At 61.1% G+C, this 18,700-nt stretch carries 16 protein-coding genes and 1 pseudogene; 8 read left to right on the top strand and 9 right to left on the bottom strand.

Annotated features, from left to right (window positions below):
- Positions 1 to 79: 79 nt before the first annotated feature.
- Complete coding sequence (locus tag R1A29_RS28945; protein ID WP_007954205.1) at positions 80 to 553, top strand: Lrp/AsnC family transcriptional regulator; 474 nt, start codon at positions 80 to 82, stop codon at positions 551 to 553.
- A gap of 7 nt (positions 554 to 560) precedes the next feature.
- On the opposite strand, the pseudogene lpdA reads toward R1A29_RS28945, so the two are convergent.
- Positions 561 to 1,960: pseudogene (lpdA, locus tag R1A29_RS28940) on the bottom strand (dihydrolipoyl dehydrogenase).
- Between the two features lie 193 nt (positions 1,961 to 2,153).
- On the opposite strand from lpdA, the gene hflK (R1A29_RS28935) reads away from it, so the two are divergent.
- The 5 genes from hflK (R1A29_RS28935) (at position 2,154) to cfaB (ending at position 9,475) form a co-directional block, all read left to right on the top strand.
- The gene (hflK, locus tag R1A29_RS28935) at positions 2,154 to 4,112 is read left to right on the top strand and encodes a protease modulator HflK (protein WP_438302103.1); all 1,959 of its coding nucleotides are present in this window, start codon (positions 2,154 to 2,156) and stop codon (positions 4,110 to 4,112) included.
- Complete coding sequence (gene hflC, locus R1A29_RS28930; protein WP_438300223.1) at positions 4,109 to 5,152, top strand: protease modulator HflC; 1,044 nt, start codon at positions 4,109 to 4,111, stop codon at positions 5,150 to 5,152. Before hflK (R1A29_RS28935) ends, hflC begins: the two co-directional genes overlap by 4 nt.
- Positions 5,149 to 6,207, top strand: a complete 1,059-nt coding sequence (hflK, locus tag R1A29_RS28925) for a protease modulator HflK (protein WP_438300222.1) — start codon at positions 5,149 to 5,151, stop codon at positions 6,205 to 6,207. Before hflC ends, hflK (R1A29_RS28925) begins: the two co-directional genes overlap by 4 nt.
- The gene (locus R1A29_RS28920; RefSeq protein WP_438300221.1) at positions 6,204 to 8,111 is read left to right on the top strand and encodes a heavy metal translocating P-type ATPase; all 1,908 of its coding nucleotides are present in this window, start codon (positions 6,204 to 6,206) and stop codon (positions 8,109 to 8,111) included. Before hflK (R1A29_RS28925) ends, R1A29_RS28920 begins: the two co-directional genes overlap by 4 nt.
- Positions 8,112 to 8,287: 176 nt before the next feature.
- On the top strand, positions 8,288 to 9,475 hold the full coding sequence (gene cfaB / locus R1A29_RS28915; RefSeq protein ID WP_085708771.1) for a C17 cyclopropane fatty acid synthase CfaB: 1,188 nt from the start codon (positions 8,288 to 8,290) through the stop codon (positions 9,473 to 9,475).
- 1 nt (position 9,476) lies between these two features.
- Here cfaB and cls read toward each other — a convergent pair whose 3' ends face one another.
- Positions 9,477 to 10,916, bottom strand: coding sequence for a cardiolipin synthase (gene cls, locus R1A29_RS28910; protein WP_114886468.1), 1,440 nt, complete (start codon positions 10,914 to 10,916; stop codon positions 9,477 to 9,479).
- Between the two features lie 146 nt (positions 10,917 to 11,062).
- On the opposite strand from cls, the gene R1A29_RS28905 reads away from it, so the two are divergent.
- Entirely contained in the window at positions 11,063 to 11,581 is a 519-nt protein-coding gene (locus R1A29_RS28905) for a DUF3617 domain-containing protein (RefSeq protein ID WP_085708773.1), read from the top strand.
- 40 nt (positions 11,582 to 11,621) lie between these two features.
- On the opposite strand, the gene R1A29_RS28900 is transcribed toward R1A29_RS28905, so the two are convergent.
- The 6 genes from R1A29_RS28900 to folE2 are packed head-to-tail and all read right to left on the bottom strand — an operon-like array spanning position 11,622 to position 16,834.
- Positions 11,622 to 12,959 (bottom strand): dihydroorotase, encoded by a 1,338-nt coding sequence (locus R1A29_RS28900; RefSeq protein WP_438300220.1) that lies wholly within the window; start codon positions 12,957 to 12,959, stop codon positions 11,622 to 11,624.
- Between the two features lie 3 nt (positions 12,960 to 12,962).
- On the bottom strand, positions 12,963 to 13,523 hold the full coding sequence (locus tag R1A29_RS28895) for a gamma carbonic anhydrase family protein (protein ID WP_096817088.1): 561 nt from the start codon (positions 13,521 to 13,523) through the stop codon (positions 12,963 to 12,965).
- On the bottom strand, positions 13,520 to 14,395 hold the full coding sequence (locus R1A29_RS28890; protein ID WP_438300219.1) for a metal ABC transporter substrate-binding protein: 876 nt from the start codon (positions 14,393 to 14,395) through the stop codon (positions 13,520 to 13,522). Before R1A29_RS28890 ends, R1A29_RS28895 begins: the two co-directional genes overlap by 4 nt.
- Positions 14,396 to 14,406: 11 nt before the next feature.
- Positions 14,407 to 15,273: a metal ABC transporter permease gene (locus R1A29_RS28885; protein ID WP_438300218.1), complete on the bottom strand. Its 867-nt coding sequence runs from the start codon at positions 15,271 to 15,273 to the stop codon at positions 14,407 to 14,409.
- On the bottom strand, positions 15,273 to 15,941 hold the full coding sequence (locus R1A29_RS28880) for a metal ABC transporter ATP-binding protein (RefSeq protein WP_438300217.1): 669 nt from the start codon (positions 15,939 to 15,941) through the stop codon (positions 15,273 to 15,275). Before R1A29_RS28880 ends, R1A29_RS28885 begins: the two co-directional genes overlap by 1 nt.
- Positions 15,938 to 16,834, bottom strand: a complete 897-nt coding sequence (gene folE2 / locus R1A29_RS28875; RefSeq protein ID WP_438300216.1) for a GTP cyclohydrolase FolE2 — start codon at positions 16,832 to 16,834, stop codon at positions 15,938 to 15,940. Before folE2 ends, R1A29_RS28880 begins: the two co-directional genes overlap by 4 nt.
- A gap of 84 nt (positions 16,835 to 16,918) precedes the next feature.
- Between folE2 and R1A29_RS28870 the strand changes: the two genes are divergently transcribed.
- Positions 16,919 to 18,118, top strand: coding sequence for an N-acetylmuramoyl-L-alanine amidase (locus R1A29_RS28870; RefSeq protein ID WP_438300215.1), 1,200 nt, complete (start codon positions 16,919 to 16,921; stop codon positions 18,116 to 18,118).
- Here R1A29_RS28870 and R1A29_RS28865 read toward each other — a convergent pair.
- Positions 18,115 to 18,489: a glutamine synthetase gene (locus R1A29_RS28865; protein ID WP_438300214.1), complete on the bottom strand. Its 375-nt coding sequence runs from the start codon at positions 18,487 to 18,489 to the stop codon at positions 18,115 to 18,117. The genes R1A29_RS28870 and R1A29_RS28865 overlap by 4 nt on opposite strands.
- Positions 18,490 to 18,700: the final 211 nt, after the last annotated feature.

Raw genomic sequence — 18,700 nt, 5'->3', positions numbered from 1 at the left:
GCGTAGTTCGCTTCTATAACCTCGTGGATTGGCATAACCTGCTTTCTTTTAGCGGTTACACCATCAGGATCTGCCAACCATGAAACTCGACGCTTTCGATCGCAAGATTCTCGCCGCGCTGCAACGGGACGGGCGCCTGAGCAACGTGCAACTGGCGGACGAAATCGGTTTGTCCGCGTCGCCGTGCCTGCGCCGGGTGCGGATGCTGGAGGAGGCCGGGGTGATTCGCGGGTATCAGGCGAACCTGGATCGCGATGAAGTGGGGCTGGGGCTGACGGTGTTCGTCGGAGTCAAAGTCGAGCGGCACAACGATGAACAGGCCGAGGCGTTTCACCGGGCGGTGACGGCGTTGCCGGAGGTTATTTCGGCGTTTCTGGTGTCCGGGGAATCGGACTTTCTGCTGCAAGTGGTGGTGCCGGATCTACGCGCCTACGACCGTTTTTTAACCGGTTGTCTGCTGAAGTTGCCAGGCGTCAGCGATATTCGCAGCAATTTTGCGATTCATACGGTGAAGACCCCAGGAGCGTTGCCCCTGGGGCATTTGCCGTCCTGATACTTGCTTACATCTGCGTCGCCAGGCCCTCGACATTCATGGCCGCCTGACGCAGCGCCTCGGAACGGGTCGGGTGAGGGTGGCAGGTCAGGGCGATGTCTTCGGCCGACGCGCTGAATTCCATGGCCACGCAATACTCGCCGATCATCTCGCTGACACTCGGGCCGACCAGATGCACGCCGAGGACTTCGTCGGTGTGCGCGTCGGCGAGGACTTTGGCAAAGCCTTCGGTTTCGTGATTGATCTTCGCCCGGCTGTTGGCGGTGAACGGGAATTTGCCGACCTTGTACGCCCGGCCTTCAGCCTTGAGCTGCTCCTCGGTCTTGCCGACGCTGGCCAGCTCCGGTCGGGTGTAGATCACGTTCGGGATCAGGTCGTAGTTGACCTCGCCCGCCTTGCCGACGATCTGCTCGATGCAGGCCATGGCTTCGTCTTCGGCCTTGTGCGCCAGCATCGGCCCTGACGTGACATCGCCGATCACCCAGACGCCCGGTGCTTCGGTGCGATGGTGTTTGTTGGCGAGCATGCCGCGCTTGTCGGTGCTGAGGCCGACGTTTTCCAGCCCCAGGCCTTGGGTGTAGGGGCGACGACCGATGGCGACCAGCACGTAATCGGCTTCAAGCAGTTCGGCGGTGCCGCCGGCTGCCGGTTCGATGCTCAGTTGCACGCCGTTGGCGGAGGACGTTGCGCTGGTGACTTTTGAACTCAGCTTAAAGCTGATGCCTTGTTTGCTCAGCGAACGTTGCAGGGTCTTGCCCGCCTCGCTATCCACGCCCGGGCAGATGCGGTCGAGGTATTCCACCACCGTCACCTGCGCCCCGAGCCGCCGCCAGACCGAGCCGAGTTCGAGGCCGATCACGCCGGCACCGATTACCACCAGATGTCTGGGCACTTCGCTCAAGGACAACGCGCCGGTGGAGTCGAGAATGCGCTGGTTGTCGATCGCCACGCCGGGCAGGGAGTGGGCTCGGAACCGGTGGCGATGATGATGTCGGTGGCGGTCAGTTCGATGCGACTGCCCTGATCGCCGGTCACGCTGACTTTTCCGGGACCGTCGATATGGCCCCAGCCCTTGATCCAGTCGACCTTGTTCTTGCGGAACAGAAACTCGATGCCTTTGGTCAGGCCAGCGACGCTTTCGTCCTTCTGCTTCATCATTTGCGCGAGGTTGAGCGTCGGTTTGACCTCGATGCCGAGGTTGGCGAATTCCGCGCCCATTGCCGCATCGTACAGTTCGGACGCGTGCAACAACGCCTTGGACGGCATGCAACCGACGTTGAGGCAGGTGCCGCCCAGCGTGGCGCGGCCTTCTACGCAAGCGGCCTTGAGGCCCAACTGGCCGGCGCGGATCGCTGCGTTATAACCGCCGGGCCCACCGCCCAGAATCACTACGTCATAGTTGCTCATGCGCTTACTCCTGGCTGAAGAATGCGGATCGCTAAAAATTACGTACGTAATATGTGCGTTTCCGGACATTTCGGTCAAGGCTTCAGGTACGCGACAGGTTGGGCATCCTTGAATGTGAAATTGAGTACAAATATTTCACTGCTTTCGTTATATCGTAACGAGTTAAGCAGTGAGCCAAGGGTTTTGGGGGGATATGCAAGTCGATCTGGACGTTGATGGCACGCAAGTGACCGGTTTGCCGCGCTTTCAGCAGGCGGCGGCCCAGGGTCGCCGATTGCGCCGGTTGGCCATGGGGCTCGGCGGGTTGGCCGTGGCCGGAGTGGTGCTGGCGTTTTTTGTTGGCCTGTTCGCCTCGCAATCGTTGTGGCCGGCGCTGTTGGTCAATCTGAGCGCGGCGTTGCTGCTGCTGGTCGCCGGGTTGCAATCGGCGTGGTGGGTGACCGATTGGCGAGCGCGGGTGATCAACCCGGTGGTCCCGGTGCCTGCTGTCGACGAGACGCCCGAGCCGGACGGCTGGTACGAGCGGCTGCTGGATCGGCTGAGCCGCCGCAGCCTGCATGTACTGGGGCAGATCGGTGCCGCGACATTATGGCTGGGCGGTCTGGCGCTGCTGGCGTTGCTTGGCATCGAGCAGGTGTGGAATCTCACGCTGCAACCGACTGCCGTGGGGTTGTCCGCTTCTGTCTGCGCGGCGATTGCGCTGCTGCTGGCGTTCGGTCTGCTGGTGCTGGAGCGGCAACTGGCTCAGGAAAACCCGGCGCAATGGCCCGAGGCCGGTGCGCTGGCGCAATTGACGCGCGTGACCATCATCAGCCTGGTGCTGGGCGCGTTGTGCTTGTTGTTCGCCAGCGAGAATTCGGTCTGGCCCGTGCGACTGGCGGTGCTGATCGGCATCCTGCCGGGGCTGGTCGCGGTGGAGTTGCTGCTGCGTGCGGTGCTGTCGTTGTTCAGTCCACGTCGCGAACAGCTCGAACCGGTGCTGCTGGCCCGCAGTTTCGTCGCCGATCTGCTGCGTTGGCCACCACAACCGCTGCTCGCGTTGCAGCACGAATTGCACAATCGCTTCGGTATCGACCTGCGGCAGATCTGGGCTTTCAGCTATATGCGTCGCGCGTTTTTGCCGGTGTTGGTGCTGGTGGCGGCAGTCGGCTGGTTGCTCACCGGCATTCATGAGATTCCACTACAAAGCCGTGGCATCTACGAGCGCTTCGGCAAACCGGTGCAGGTCTTCGGCCCCGGTTTGCATGCCGGTCTGCCGTGGCCATTGGGCCGGGTGTTGAGCGTAGAGAATGGCGTGGTGCATGAACTGGCGACCAGCGTCGGCGAGAACCCCGCGCCGGTTCAGCTGGATCCGGCAGAAGGTCCGGCCCCGATCACCGCCAATCGCTTGTGGGATGCCAGCCACGTCAACGACAAATCCCAGGTCATCGCCAGCAGTCGTGGCGAGCAACAGAGCTTCCAGATCGTCAACATGGACGTGCGTTTCGTCTACCGCATCGGCCTCAGCGATCAAGCGGCATTGGCCGCGACTTACAACAGCGCGGATGTACCGACGCTGATCCGCAGCACCGCAAGCCGGATTCTGGTCCACGATTTTGCGTCGCGCACCCTCGACGGTTTACTCGGGCAGGACAGGGTAGGGCTGGCTGACGAGATCGGCCGAGCCGTGCAAAGCGATCTGCAGAAACTCGACAGCGGTGTAGAGATTCTCGCCACCGTGGTCGAAGCAATTCATCCACCGGCCGGCGCGGCCAACGCTTATCACAGCGTGCAAGCAGCGCAGATCGGTGCCCAGGCGTTGATCTCTCGCGAGCGTGGGTCGGCGGCCGAAGCGAGCAATCAGGCACAGTTGCAGGCGAGCCTTGCTCGCGACCAAGCCACCGCCAATGCCCACGAAACCAGCTCGACCGCCCGCGCGGCGGACCTGAAATTCAGCGCCGAGCAAAAAGCCTACGCCAGCGCCGGCGAGGCCTTCGTGCTGGAGCAATACCTCAGCCAGCTCAGTCAGGGACTGGGAAAAGCCAAACTGTTGGTGCTCGACCATCGTCTGGGCGGCAGCAGCAATGCGCCGACCATTGACCTGCGTACGTTCACGCTGCCGGCTGACCCGTCGCCGGCGCGTACCACCGCTCAACCAGGAGCCACCCATTGAGCCAGTCGCATACTCACGATCACCATGACCACAGCGGTCACGACCATGCTCATGGCGGCCACCACCATCACGGGCATCATCACCACCATCATGGCGCACCGGAAGAGGCGGGGCCTTTTCCGTGGCGACGCATGGGCTGGGCGGTGTTGCTGGTGGCGTTTGCCATCGCAGCGGCCAGTCTGGTGCAGGTGCGTTCCGGCGAAGCTACGGTGATAACCCGTTTTGGCAATCCGTCTCGGGTGTTGCTGGATCCGGGTCTGAGCTGGCGCTGGCCGGCGCCGTTTGAAGCGGCGATTCCGGTGGATCTGCGCCTGCGCACCACTTCCAGCGGTTTGCAGGACGTCGGTACCCGCGACGGTTTGCGCATCATCGTGCAAGCGTATGTCGCGTGGCAGGTGCAGGGCGATGCGGAAAACGTCCAGCGTTTCATGCGTGCAGTGCAGAACCAGCCGGACGAAGCGGCGCGGCAGATTCGCACTTTTGTCGGCTCGGCACTGGAGACCACCGCCAGCAGTTTCGATCTGGCCAATCTGGTGAATACCGATGCCAGTCAGGTGCACATCGCCGATTTCGAAGCGCAGTTGCGTCAGCAGATCGATCAGCAATTGCTCGCTACTTACGGCGTGCGCGTGGTGCAAGTGGGCATCGAGCGATTGACCTTGCCGTCGGTGACGCTCACCGCAACGGTTGACCGGATGCGCGCCGAGCGTGAAACCATCGCCACTGAACGCACTGCCATCGGCAAGCGTGAAGCGGCGCAGATTCGTTCTGGCGCCGAGCGTGATGCGCGAATCGTCCAGGCTGACGCGACCGTGAAAGCGGCTGAAATCGAAGCGCAATCGCGAGTCGAAGCCGCGCAGATTTATGGCCGCGCTTATGCCGGATCGCCGCAGCTGTACAACCTGCTGCGCTCACTGGACACCCTCGGCACCATCGTGACGCCGGACACCAAGTTGATCCTGCGCACCGACGCCGCGCCATTCCGTGTGCTGGTGGACGGCCCGCCGACTCTGGAAAGCAAGAGCGGAACGCAGCCATGAGTGAAGTTCCACGTGGAACAAATTCGTTGAACAGTCCGTGGATTCAGGCGGGGCGTCTGGCATTTTTCGCCCTGTACGCGGTGACGGTGCTGGCGGCGTTGGCCTGGGCGTTTTCCAATGTGCGGCAGATCGATCCGCAGAATCGCGCGGTGGTCATGCATTTCGGCGCACTGGATCGCATCCAGAATGCCGGGTTGTTATTGGCCTGGCCGCAGCCGTTCGAACAGGTCGTTTTGTTGCCAGCGGCAGATCGGGTCATCGAGCGTCGCGTGGAAAATCTGCTGCGCAGTCCCGCTGCAATACAGGCAGATCGCGTCGCGACATTCGCCACGCCAATCAGCGATGCACTGGCCGGTTCCGGCTATTTGCTCACCGGTGATGCCGGGGTGGTGCAGCTGGATGTGCGGGCGTTCTACAAGGTCACCGATCCCTATGATTTCGTGCTGCAAGGCGACCATGTGCTGCCGGCACTGGATCGGCTGGTGACCCGCAGCGCGGTGGCCCTGACAGCGGCGCGAGATCTGGACACCATTCTGGTAGCGCGACCGGAACTGATCGGCGCTGACAATCAAGCCGCCGAACGACGTGAACGGCTGCGCGGCGATCTGGTGCAAGGCATCAATCACCGCTTGGCTGAATTGAAGGCAAGCGGGCAGGGCATCGGTGTCGAAGTGGCCCGGGTCGATGTGCAATCGAGTCTGCCCGAGCCTGCCGTCGGTGCTTTCAACGCCGTGCTGACCGCCAGCCAACAGGCTGACAAAGCGGTGGCCAATGCCCGCACCGACGCTGAAAAAATCACCCAGACCGCCAACGAACTGGCCGACCGTACCTTGCAGGTGGCCCACGCCCAGGCCGGTGAGCGTCTGGCGAAAGCCTCCGCGGATACCGCCACTGTTCTGAGTCTGGCTCAGGCCCGACAGCAGGGCACCGACCCGCAAATGCTGCTGCGTCTGTACCGCGAACGGATACCGAAAATTCTCGGCCAGGCCGGTTCGGTCACTACGGTCGATCCGAAAGACGATTCCCGCCTGATCATTCAGGGAGCCAGTAAATGACTGCCACTACCGCCGCCCCGAGCCTGTTGTCCTCGGCCGAGCAACGCCGCGCTGCACGTCAGTTGACCCTGGCGATGCTCGCCCTCGGCCTGCTCGGGCTCGGTCTGATCTGGCGCTGGTTGATGCCGGAACAAACCGGGGTCAGTCAGTTGCTGCTCGGTTTTGCTTCTTTATTGGTCGCGGTGCCGGTGATGCGTTCGGCGTGGTTCAGCCTGCGCTATCCGAGCCTGCACGGCATCACCGACCAGTTGATCGCATTGGCGATGCTTGGTGCCTGGGCCACGGGGGATCTGCTGACCGCCGCGCTGTTGCCGATCATCATGATCTTCGGCCATGTGCTGGAGGAGCGCAGTGTGATCGGCTCGCAGGAGGCGATTCATGCGCTGGGCCAACTCACTCGCAGCCATGCACGAAAAATCCAGGCGGACGGCACAGTCATCGAAGTCGATAACGGCACGCTCAAGGCTGGTGACATCGTTGAAGTCCGCGCCGGCGATCGGGTGCCAGCGGATGGTCGTGTATTGTCTGGCCAGGCGAGTCTCGACACAGCCTCGATCACCGGTGAGTCGGTGCCCGTGGAGGCGGTCGTCGGAATGACCGTGTTCGGCGGGGCGATCAACCTCGATGGCCTGCTGCGTATCGAGGTCACCCGCACCGGTGATGAGTCGACCCTCGGCAAGGTCATCGCCCTGATGCAGAACGCCGAGCGCTCCAAGCCACCGATCACCCGGCTGCTGGAACGTTATGCCGGCAGCTACATGGTGCTGGTGTTGCTGCTGGCGGCGGTGACCTGGTTTGTCACCAACGATGCGCAGGCAATGTTGGCGGTGCTGGTCGCAGCTTGTCCTTGTGCGCTGGTGTTGTCGGCACCGGCCACGGCGATTGCCGGTGTGGCGGTTGCGGCGCGGCACGGGATTCTGATCCGCAGTTCGGCGTTCCTCGAAGAACTGGCCGACCTCACATCGTTGGTGGTGGACAAGACCGGCACTCTGACTTACGGCACATTGCGTTTGCAGTCGATCAACAGCGCGCAGGTGGATCACGATTCGGTGATGGCACTGGCCGCCAGTCTTGGCGCTGCCAGCAGTCACCCGGTCAGTCGTGCGCTGGCAGGCCTGGTCCACGCGGACAACGTGCTGGTGCTGACCGACATTCACGAACGCCAAGGTATGGGTGTGGTCGCCAGAACCGAGCAGGGCGAAGCAGCGCTGGGTCGTCCGGAGCTGTTTGCGCAGCTGGGGATCCCGACCACAACGATTCCCGATCACGACGGCCCGATTGCCGGCCTGGCGTTGAACGGTGAATTCCTCGCCTGGCTGTTGCTGGCCGACAGTGTCAAACCGGAAGCGCGCTTCGCCTTGAGCGAACTGCGCGAGTTGGGCCTCGGTCGGCAACTGCTGCTGACCGGCGACCGTCAGAGTGTGGCGCAGACTCTGGCCCGTGATGTCGGCCTGCATGAAGTCGAAGCCCAGGCGTTGCCCGAAGACAAACTCAATCGCGTGTTGAAAGAAATCGACAACGGTTTCCGGCCGATGGTGGTCGGCGACGGCATCAATGATTCGCTGGCACTCAAGGCCGGTGTGGTGGGTGTTGCGATGGGGGCGGGCGGTGCGGACATTGCGCTGGCGTCCGCCGACATCGTGCTGATCGGCAGCGACCTGCGCCGGCTCGGCACCTGTGTGCGCCTCAGCCGTCAGTGTCGGCGCACGCTGCAGGTGAACGTGATCATCGGTCTGGGCTGGACGCTGGCCATCGTGGTGTTCGCCGCCTTCGGCTGGTTGGGCGCGGCCGGGGCAATGATCGCTGCGCTCCTGCACAACCTCAGCACATTGCTGGTGTTGGGCAATGCCGGTCGTTTGTTGCGATTCCAGGAACCGCTGTTGAAGTTGAACGAGCAGAACTGATCATTTTTCGAACTGTGCGCCGGACTTGAAGTCTTCTGAGAAGGCGCACTGAAGCATGGAGATCGGTGCCGTTACGGCCGTTTTGGCTGATAGGTGGCGACTATCGAAACGATAGCCTGCTAATTTTCAAGGATGGTCTACCCTCAGATCAGACGTCTGAAACCAGGGGATATTCCATGCTCGCGCAACTTCCACCGGCCTTACAGAATCTGCAGCTTCCGCTTCGCCTGCGACTCTGGGACGGCCATGAATTCAATCTGGGCCCGACGCCCAGCGTCACCATCGTGGTCAAGGACCCGTTGATGGTGTCCCAGTTGACCCATCCAAGTCTCGACGCGCTGGGGGCGGCGTTCGTCGAGGGCAAACTCGAGCTCGAGGGCTCGATCAGCGAGGTCATCCGGGTTTGCGACGAATTGAGTACGGCGCTGCTCGATGAAGATGAAGACAGTCAGCCGGTGCGAACCGTGCACGACAAGGAAACCGACGCCAAAGCCATTTCCTATCACTACGACCTGTCCAACGCGTTCTATCAGCTGTGGCTGGACAGCGACATGGCGTATTCCTGCGCCTATTTCGAAACCGGCAGTGAAACCCTGGAGCAGGCGCAACAGGCCAAGTTCCGGCACCTGTGTCGCAAGCTGCGTCTGCAGCCGGGCGACTACCTGCTGGACGTCGGCTGCGGTTGGGGCGGTCTGGCGCGTTACGCTGCCCGTGAGTTCGGTGCCAAGGTGTTCGGTATCACCCTGAGCAAGGAACAACTGGCGCTGGCTCGGGAGCGGGTCAAAGCCGAAGGTCTGGAAGACCAGGTCGAACTGCAACTGCTCGACTACCGTGATCTGCCGCAGGACGGGCGGTTCGACAAAGTGGTGAGCGTCGGTATGTTCGAGCACGTGGGTCACGCCAATCTGGCCGAGTACTGCAAGACCTTGTTCGGTGCGGTGAAAGAGGGCGGTCTGGTGATGAACCACGGCATCACCGCCAAGCACACCGATGGCCGTCCGGTGGGGCGCGGTGCCGGCGACTTCATCGAAAAATACGTGTTCCCCAATGGCGAGCTGCCGCACCTGGCGATGATCTCGGCCGAGATCAGCGAGGCCGGTCTGGAGATCGTCGATGTCGAGAGCCTGCGTCTGCATTACGCGCGCACCCTGGACCACTGGAGCGAACGACTGGAAGACAACCTCGAAGCCGCCGGCAAACTGGTGCCGGATCAAGCGCTGCGTATCTGGCGCCTGTACCTGGCCGGTTGCGCCTACGCGTTTGCCCGGGGCTGGATCAATCTGCACCAGATTCTCGCGGTGAAGGCCCACGCCGATGGCAGCCATGAACTGCCGTGGACCCGCGACGACATCTACAACCCTTGAGCTAGAGAATCGGTGAAATGAGCCGGGCGATCCGCATGCCGAGCTGTTGCAGGCGGTGGATCTCCCGGCCTTCTTCCTTGGCGATTTCGTAGGCTTGGGCAAAGTCGTCGTTGAGCATCTGTTCCACGTGGCCGGCGAATTCGCTGTCGACCGTCAGCAACATCACCTCGAAATTAAGCCGGAACGAACGGTTGTCCAGATTGGCGCTGCCGATGGCGCTGATTTCGCTATCGACCAAAACCACTTTCTGATGCAGGAAACCCGGTTCGTAGCGGAACACCCGCACCCCGGCGCGCACCGCTTCGAACGCGTAAAGGCTTGATGCTGCGTAAACGATACGGTGATCGGGGCGCGACGGCAGCAGCAGTCGTACATCCACACCGCGAAGAACGGCGAGGCGCAGTGCCGCGAAAACGGCTTCGTCTGGGATGAAGTAAGGGCTGGTGATCCATACGCGTTCGGTCGCGGCATGGATGGCTTCGACGAAGAACAGCGAACAGGTTTCGTAGGCATCTGCCGGGCCGCTGGCCAGCAATTGGCAGAGCACGCCGTCTTCCGGGTAAACCTCCGGCAGGATCAGCGGAGGCAGCGTACGGGCGGCCCAGAACCAGTCTTCGGCAAATGACTCCTGCATGCAGGCGACCACCGGGCCGCGCACCTGCACGTGGGTGTCGCGCCATGGCGCCAAGGGTGGTTTTTCGCCCATGTATTCGTCGCCGACGTTGTGTCCGCCAACAAAGCCGATCAACCCGTCGACCACGACGATTTTGCGGTGGTTGCGGAAATTCACCTGGAAGCGATTGAGCCAGCCGCTGCGGGTGGCAAATGCCTTGACCTCGACTCCGCCATCGCGAAGTGCCTGCACGTAGCTGTGGGGCAGGGCGTGGCTGCCGATGCGGTCGTACAGCAGATGAATCGCGACACCTTCGGCGGCTTTCTTCAGCAGCAGTTCGCGCAGGCGCTGGCCGAGGCGATCGTCGTGAATGATGAAAAACTGGATCAGCACGGCTTCCCGTGCTTGGCTGATTGCGTGGAAAATCGCTTCGAAGGTGGCGGTGCCGTTGATCAGCAATTGCACTTCATTGTTGGCCAAGCACGGCATGCGGCCTAATTTCGGCATCGCCCGCAATGAGTCGTAGGCATTCGAGGCGCGGGCGGTCAGGGCTTCTTCTACCCAGGGCCGCCAGTTCAGTTCGGAAACGGCCTGGCGCATTTGTTCATTGGCCTGACGTCGGGCCTTGATATAACCGTCGAAGGTGCTGCGACCGAACACCAGATAGGGGATGAGGGTGAGATAGGGAATGAAAATCAGCGACAGCGCCCAGGCGATCGCGCCTTGCGCCGTGCGGACGGTCAGCACCGCATGGATGGCGGCAATTGTGCCCAGGCTATGTATCAGCGCGATCAGATAACCGAAGATGTGCGGTCCAAAATAATCCATGGGGCAACCTTGCTCCTGAAGATTCAATGCTTAACAGACCATGTTCCTCTGCGGTTGTCGCTATTTTCTTTTTAGCCATGAAAGCAGGCCATGAACCGAAACAAGCGGCCGGCGTCTAACGGCCACTACTGATCAGGAGTTTTGCAATGAACGTTCGTCTGCTGGGTTTGGCGCTGGGTCTGGGGTTGGCCTTGCCGTTGGTGGCTCAGGCGCAAATGCTGCAGCCGGGGTTGTGGGAAATGACATCGAGCAATGTGAAGGTCGATGATCAGGCCATGGACGTGCAATCGATCCTCGGCCAGATACAGGGCCAGATCACCCCGCAACAGCGGGCGGAACTGGAGAAGCAGGGGATCAACATTGGCGGCAAGGGCATTCGTGCCTGCCTGACACCGCAGCAAGTGGCGACCAACGATATTCCGCTGGCGGACCCGCAGTCGGGCTGCAAACAGCAGATCACCGAGCGTAACGGCAACCAGTGGAAATTCCGCTTCAGCTGCCCGCGAGCCTCGGGCACCGGTGTGGCGACGTTCGTCAGCGATCGTGAATTCACCACCATCGCCAACGGTACGTTCAATGCCATCGGGATCAACCAGAAGGGCAGTCTGGAAACCCGCGCGGTGTGGCTGGGTCAGGACTGCGGCACCGTCAAACCAAGAGCCTGAAAATCGAAACCGCCCCACAACATTGTGGGGCGGTTTTTTTCTAGCGCATGAAGCGCAACGGCAATCCCTGACACCCGTCATGCAGGCGATTGCCGTGCCACGCGACCTGTCCCGACACAATCGTCGTACTCACCCGATGGCGAAAGCTGTGACGGGCAAACGGGGTCCATCCGCACTGCGACAGGATCGGTTGTCGTGATACCGCGACGCCTTCGGGCTCCGGTTGAATCAATACCAGATCCGCCCAATAACCTTCCCTCAGATAACCGCGATCCGGAATGGCAAACAGATCCGCCACCCGGTGACTGGTCTTCGCTACCAGCGTGGTGATCGGCAGCACGCCATCCGCCACCAGTTCCAGCAACGCCGGCAACGCATGTTGCACCAGCGGCAGCCCGGACGGCGCCTGGGCATACGACAGCTGTTTCTCCGCCCAGGTATGCGGGGCGTGATCGCTGCCGATTACGTCCAGTCGATTGCTCGACAAGGCCAGGCGCAGGGCACCGCGATCAGCCTGGGTTTTGATCGCCGGGTTGCATTTGATCTGGTTGCCGAAGTCCGGGTAGTCGCGGTCATCGAACAGCAGATGATGCAGGCAGACTTCCGCCGTGATGCGTTTGTGCGCCAGCGGTTTGTCCTCGAACAGTTCCAGCTCTCGAGCCGTGGTCAGGTGCAGCACGTGCAGGCGAGTGCCATGGCGTTTGGCGAGATCCACCGCCAGCGAAGAAGAGCGATAGCAGGCCTCGGCATTGCGGATCAATGCATGAGCATCGGGCGGCAGATGTTCGCCGAACTGCTCGCGCAACCTGGCGGTGTTGGCCTCGATGCTCGGCGTGTGTTCGCAATGGGCCAGCAGGATCGTTGGCACCTCGGCGAACAATCGCTCCAACGTTTTGGGGTCATCCACCAGCATGTTGCCGGTCGACGCGCCCATGAACACTTTGACCCCGGCCACCTCACTGGGATTGAGTGCCGCGACGGTGTCCAGGTTGTCGTGACTGACGCCGAAGTGAAAGCCGTAGTTGGCCACCGAGTTGATCGCCGCCCGACGCTTCTTGTCGGCCAGCGCTTCGAGGGTGAGGGTTGCCGGGTTGGTGTTGGGCATGTCCATGAAACTGGTGATGCCACCGGCCACTGCTGCGCGGGATTCGGTGTAGATGCTGCCCTTGGTTGGCGAACCCGGTTCACGGAAATGCACTTGGTCGTCAATCATTCCCGGCAGCAGCCATTGGCCGTTGGCGTCGATTTCCAGCGTGGCGTTTTCACCTTCGATGCTGAGGCCGATCTTGACGATGCGACCGTGGCTGACCAGCAGATCGGCATCGAACTCTCGCCCTTCGTTCACCAGCCGCGCATTGCGAATCAGCACACTGTTCATGGTTCAGAACTCGTTCTGCAGGGCTTTGTAGCCGCGCACCAGATCGACGTTGGTGCGCGCCACGTCTTCGGAAAACTCCGAGGCGCTGACGCTCACCGGCGGGAATTGCGACAGATCGGTGTTCGGCCCGATGCGGGTGGTGGAGGGCACGTAGAACGCGTCCGGCAGATCCCGGCCATCGACCACCGAGTTGTGCCGCACCACGCAACCGTTGCCCACTACGCAGTTGAACAACACGCTGTTGAAACCGATGAACACCCGGTCGCCGACTTTGCAGGGGCCATGCACGATCGAGCGGTGGGCGATCGAGCTGAACTCGCCGATGGTCACCGCCGCGCCGGACTTGGAGTGGATCACCACGCCATCCTGGATGTTCGAGTTGGCGCCGATGGTGATCGGCTCCATCTCGCCCGAGGCGTCCACTTCATCGGCGCGAATGACCGCATAGGGGCCGACGAACACGTTTTCACCGATCACCACTTTGCCGCAGATGATCGCGGTTTTATCGACGTAGGCAGACTCGGCAATTTGCGGCAGATCGCCGGAAGGATTTTTGCGGATCATGGTTGGCTCAGGGCGTCGTAAAGGGTGTTGAGGTTGTATTCGAACAGGCCGGTGAAGGTGCTGGCCGGACCCGAAGCGGCGAGGGCGTCGGAGTACAGCGTTCCGCCGATGTGCGCGCCGCTTTCGTCGGCGATCTGTTTGAGCAGGCGTGCGTCCTTGATGTTTTCCATGAACACCGCTTTGACCTTGGCCTGACGGATCTGGGTGATCAGTGCAGCGACTTCGGCGGCGGAAGGCTCGCGCTCGGTGGACAGACCTTGCGGAGCCATGAAGTCGATTCCGTAGGCTTGGCCGAGATAACCGAAGGCATCGTGGCTGGTAACGATCTTGCGATTGCCCGGCGGCAGGGAACCGAGCTTGGCCTTGGCTTCGGCGAGGAGGGCGTAGATCTGTTTCAGGTAGGCCTTGCTGTTGCGTTCGTAGTCGGCTTTGTTCGCCGGGTCGGCGGCGATCAGAGCCTTGGTGATGTTGGCGACATACAACTCGGTGTTGGCCAGGTTGTGCCAGGCGTGAGGGTCGGGCACGGTCTCGCCGTCTTCATCCAGAGAGCGGGGGATCACGCCATGGCTGGCACTGATCACCGTAGCTTTGGTGTCGGTGCTGATCACCAGTCGATCCAGCCATGGCTCGAAACCCAGTCCGTTTTTCACGATCAGTTTTGCTTTCAGAAGTGCCTTGGCATCGTCCGGCGTTGGTTCGTAGGTGTGGGCGTCAGCGTCGGGACCGACCATGTTGGTGATCTGGATATGCTCGCCGCCGACCTGATGCACCATGTCGGCGAGGATGCTGAAACTGGTGACCACCGGCAGTTTCTCCGCCGCCGACAATGACATCGACAGCATCAGGCTGAACAACACAAGTAGAGCGCGCATCGGGAAACACCTCATTGGGATGTGAGCAAAGGCGGGCGGCGCAGCAGGCCGTGAACCGGCCCGAACACGACGGACAACAGGTAACCGATGCCTGCGACCAGCACGATGGCCGGACCGCTGGGCAGCGAGTAGTAGAACGACAGCAACAGACCGAGCCATACCGACAGGCAACCGATAACGGCGGCGATGGCGATCAGGATTGGCAGGCGCCGGCTCCAGAAACGTGAAGCGGCGGCGGGCAGCATCATCAGTCCGACCACCATCAGTGCGCCGATGGCCTGGAATCCGATGACCAGATTCAGCACCACCAGCGTCAGGAACACGCCGTGGGCGATCGGGCCGAGTCGGCTGACGGTGCGCAGGAACAGTGGATCGAGGGTGTCCAGCAGCAGCGGGCGGTAGATCAGCGCCATGGCCATCAGACTCAACAACGAAACGCCCAACATGCCGTTGAGGGTCGGCCCGTCGACGGCCAGTGCGGACCCGAACAGCAAGTGCAGCAGGTCGAGACGTTTGCCGGCGATGCCCAGAATCAGCACGCCACTGGCCAGGGAGATCGGGTAGATCGCGGCGAGACTGGCGTCCTCGCGCAAACCGGTTCGGCGGGTGATCCATGCGGCGAGTCCGGCCATGCCCAGGCCGGCGCCGAGGCCGCCGAGGGTCAGCGCCGGAAGACTCAGGCCGGCAAACCAGAAGCCGAGTGCGGCACCGGGAAGAATGCCGTGGGCGACGGCGTCGCCGATCAGGCTCATACGCCGCAGGATCAGGAACACGCCCAATGGTGCGGTGCTGCACGCCAGCAGGAGACCGCCGAGCAGTGCCCGGCGCATGAACACGAACTCAAGGAACGGTTGCCAGAAATGCGTGGCGCTGAGCATCAGGCCACCTGCACGTTGGGTATCTGCTGGATCAGTTCGACACTGGGGCCGAACACACAGCCGCTGCTTTTGATAAGCAGTGTTTGTGGAATGTGTTGGCGGACGGCGGCGAGGTCGTGGCAAACCATCACCAAAGTCCGTCCTTGCGCATGCCAGGTGTGCAGGTGTTGCCAGAGCAATGCCTGACCCAGTTCATCGAGGGCGGCATGGGGTTCGTCGAGCAGCAACAAAGGCGTGTCCGCCAGACTCAGTCGAGCGAGCAGGGCGCGTTGCAGTTCACCGCCGGAGAGGGCCATCAATGGGCGCTGTTCCAGACCGCTCAAGTGCCAGTCTTCAAGAGCTTGAGTCAGCCGTTGTGTGCGCAGTTGGGTTGATAGTCGGCGTCCCCAGAAACCGGCGGCAACCAGTTCCTGGAGGCTGATCGGGAATTGGCGGTCCAGGTGCTGTTGTTGGGGGAGGAATGACAGACCGCTTTGGCGAGGGACGCCTAATGCGACAGCGCCGGCCAGAGGCCTCTGTAGTCCGGCGATGACTTTCAGCAGGCTGCTTTTGCCGCTGCCGTTCACGCCGATGATGGCGGTCAGGCTGCCGCGTTCCAGTTGAAGACTCAGCGGTGGCGTGAGCGGTTGGCCGGGTGCGCCCCAACTGACGGACTGGAAGCGAATCATGCGGTCTCCCGGCGCCAGCGACTTTCAGCGACTGCATCGTGGGCGTGGAGGCTTTCGGCATGGACCACGCGCATGTGGAATTCACGGATGCCGGGTGAGCGACGCAACGCCAGATTCAGACGGCGGGCGGCGTCTTCGCAGAACATCAGGTTCTGGCCATTGGCGAGGGCGAAGGCTTGTTCGTCCGCGCGTTTCACGGCGGTTTGTACGGCGGTGCCGAGGGCCGCTTCGGCGTCGTTGATGGTCGAGGTCAGTGGTAAGCCATCGACGAATTCATCCAGGTGCAGATGCAGTTGTGCAGCGCTGCGCTGGCTGTGGGGCGTTGCGATGATCCCTTGAGTCGAGCCCAGCCAGGCCAGAACCTCTGCATGCTGCAACGGCTTGTTGGCGAAATCGTCGACGAATTGCTGCTGGATCAATTGCCTCGCCAGAGCGGCAGAGCAGGGGCAAGTCGAGGAATAGGCCACCTCGATTTTGAGTTCCACGTGGAACACTGTGTTTTTCAGAGTGGCTGAAATCGTCACCGGATAGGTTTTCCATCCTGCCAATGGGCTGACCAATGCGGGTCGTCTGAGCAGCAAATCGGTATGGATATTCAGATAGGCCGAGTTAGCCAGGCCTTCGTGGCTGTCGAGAAAACGCTGCAAAACCTGCTGCAGAAGTGCGGGAGTGAGGTTTTGCTGTTCCAGCACTTCCAGCGCCAGATACAACCGTGACATGTGAATGCCACGGGCTTCGCCGTCATCCAGGCTGACACCCGCATCGGCTTTTGCAGCCAGGAGTTGGCCCTCGATAAAGACAGGAAGAGCGATGCCACGCATCCCCACCCAATCAAGCGGCAAGGCTTGGCGGGCGGCTTGCGCGGCGATATCCGGCAGCGTCAGCGCATTCATGTTCAGTACCATCGTGTTGATTGAATTTGATGTTACATTATAACAATTCAAATCACGATGCCTTTTTCATGAACGGGCTTTCATATGCACAGACGCCATTTGCTTAACCTGATGTTGGCCAGCGCTGCTTTGGCTTTTCCTTTCAGTGTCAGCGCCACACAAATTCGCAATGCACGCCTTTGGCGGTCGGATGACAAGCTTCGGCTGGTCTTCGATTTGAGCGGGCCGGTGAGCTACAAAACGTTCACGTTGAGTGCGCCGGATCGTCTGATTATTGATCTGAGCGGTGCCAGCTTGAGTGGCGATTTCAGTCAATTGGCGCTAAGCGAAACGGTTATTCGCAGCATCCGTTCCGGGCATTTTGGGAAAGGTGATACCCGAATCGTGCTGGATTTGAATCGCCCGGTTCAGCTCAATACCTTCCTGCTGGCGCCTCAGGATGGACAAGGACATCGCCTGGTTCTGGACCTTTTGAGCGACTCAAAAGTGGCAAAGCCAAGCGTTCCACGTGAAACACCGGGGAAAACCAATCATCCAAAACGAGACATTATTGTTGTGGTCGACCCTGGTCATGGCGGCAAAGATCCGGGCGCAGTGGGTGCAAAAGGCGAGCGTGAGAAAGACGTGGTGCTCTCCATTTCACAGCTGCTCGCACGTCGCTTGAAGCGGGAAAAAGGCTTCGATGTGAAGCTTGTACGCAATGACGATTTCTTCGTGCCGCTCCGCAAGCGGGTTGATATTGCCCGCCAGCACAAGGCCGACATGTTCATTTCGGTGCACGCAGATGCTGCGCCGCGTCTGACCGCTTCAGGCGCTTCGGTGTATTGCCTGTCTGAAGGTGGCGCGACTTCAGCTACCGCACGCTTTATGGCGCAGCGGGAAAACGGTGCGGATCTGCTCGGTGCAACCAGCCTGCTGAATCTGAAGGACAAGGACCCAATGCTCGCCGGGGTCATCCTCGATATGTCGATGAATGCCACCATCGCCGCCAGTTTGCAGCTGGGCAGCACGGTACTGGGAAGTCTGGCGGGCATCACCACGCTGCATCAAAAGCGTGTGGAGCAAGCGGGATTTGCGGTGCTGAAGTCACCCGATGTGCCTTCGATTCTGGTGGAAACCGGGTTCATCTCCAACGCGCGGGACAGTCAGCGGCTGGTCACGGCACGCCATCAGCAAGCGGTTGCTGACGGATTGTTTGAAGGATTGCAGCGCTATTTCCAGAAAAATCCACCGGCCGACAGCTACATCGCCTGGCAGCAGGAGCAACAGCAAGCGCGCGTTTAGCAGCCTGTGAGTCGGCTGCAGGTGAACTTCCCGGTGCTTCCGCCGGAGCTGGAGAAGCGGTTGATTGTCGTCCAGCCTACCCGGCGGTTGTAGCCGACCCACGCTTCGCCGTCGGAGGCGATTCCTGTGAAGAACGTCAGTTGCCCGTAAATGCTGTTGGTTTGCGCCCAATAACGTTGGCCGATCTTCTCGAAGCCCCGCAGGTAAATCGTCTTGCCGGCGGTGTTGACGCTGTAGGCGTTGCCATTGGCATCGATACACGCCAGCAGGTTGGCGCTGCGCGTGCAGGTGGCGAGCCCCGGGACTTGTGCCCATGCATCGAAGGTCAGCAAGGCGAGTCCAAAGAGTGAGCATTTCAGCGCAGTTTTCATGAGATCACTCGACGGTGAAGTGTTTCCAGCTTCCGGCCCTTTGTCATTTCCGGCAAGAAGAAAGTGGATCTTCAGTATTGTTATACTATAACATAAATTCGATCGGGCTTTCCGTGGCTCCTGTTTTCAAGCGTCTGCTTCTCTGACTGTCTCGTAGAAGCCCAAGAACGCCTGCCGCCGAGAGCGTTTCATGCGTTTAGCTACCGTTTGA

Origin of the sequence: Pseudomonas sp. NMS19W, assembly GCF_051554255.1 — a bacterium.
Lineage (GTDB): Bacteria > Pseudomonadota > Gammaproteobacteria > Pseudomonadales > Pseudomonadaceae > Aquipseudomonas > Aquipseudomonas kribbensis.
Note: the sequence above shows the minus strand (reverse complement) of the source record. Positions and strands in the feature narration are given on the sequence as shown.

What these genes read in the sequence shown, in the direction of transcription:
- R1A29_RS28945 (WP_007954205.1), top strand. Translation starts at nt 80, where the DNA reads ATGAAACTCGACGCTTTCGATCGCAAGATTCTCGCCGCGCTGCAACGG.
- hflK (WP_438302103.1), top strand. Translation starts at nt 2,154, where the DNA reads ATGCAAGTCGATCTGGACGTTGATGGCACGCAAGTGACCGGTTTGCCG.
- hflK (WP_438300222.1), top strand. Translation starts at nt 5,149, where the DNA reads ATGAGTGAAGTTCCACGTGGAACAAATTCGTTGAACAGTCCGTGGATT.
- R1A29_RS28920 (WP_438300221.1), top strand. Translation starts at nt 6,204, where the DNA reads ATGACTGCCACTACCGCCGCCCCGAGCCTGTTGTCCTCGGCCGAGCAA.
- cfaB (WP_085708771.1), top strand. Translation starts at nt 8,288, where the DNA reads ATGCTCGCGCAACTTCCACCGGCCTTACAGAATCTGCAGCTTCCGCTT.
- cls (WP_114886468.1), bottom strand. Translation starts at nt 10,916, where the DNA reads ATGGATTATTTTGGACCGCACATCTTCGGTTATCTGATCGCGCTGATA.
- R1A29_RS28905 (WP_085708773.1), top strand. Translation starts at nt 11,063, where the DNA reads ATGAACGTTCGTCTGCTGGGTTTGGCGCTGGGTCTGGGGTTGGCCTTG.
- R1A29_RS28900 (WP_438300220.1), bottom strand. Translation starts at nt 12,959, where the DNA reads ATGAACAGTGTGCTGATTCGCAATGCGCGGCTGGTGAACGAAGGGCGA.
- R1A29_RS28895 (WP_096817088.1), bottom strand. Translation starts at nt 13,523, where the DNA reads ATGATCCGCAAAAATCCTTCCGGCGATCTGCCGCAAATTGCCGAGTCT.
- R1A29_RS28890 (WP_438300219.1), bottom strand. Translation starts at nt 14,395, where the DNA reads ATGCGCGCTCTACTTGTGTTGTTCAGCCTGATGCTGTCGATGTCATTG.
- R1A29_RS28885 (WP_438300218.1), bottom strand. Translation starts at nt 15,273, where the DNA reads ATGCTCAGCGCCACGCATTTCTGGCAACCGTTCCTTGAGTTCGTGTTC.
- R1A29_RS28880 (WP_438300217.1), bottom strand. Translation starts at nt 15,941, where the DNA reads ATGATTCGCTTCCAGTCCGTCAGTTGGGGCGCACCCGGCCAACCGCTC.
- folE2 (WP_438300216.1), bottom strand. Translation starts at nt 16,834, where the DNA reads ATGAATGCGCTGACGCTGCCGGATATCGCCGCGCAAGCCGCCCGCCAA.
- R1A29_RS28870 (WP_438300215.1), top strand. Translation starts at nt 16,919, where the DNA reads ATGCACAGACGCCATTTGCTTAACCTGATGTTGGCCAGCGCTGCTTTG.
- R1A29_RS28865 (WP_438300214.1), bottom strand. Translation starts at nt 18,489, where the DNA reads ATGAAAACTGCGCTGAAATGCTCACTCTTTGGACTCGCCTTGCTGACC.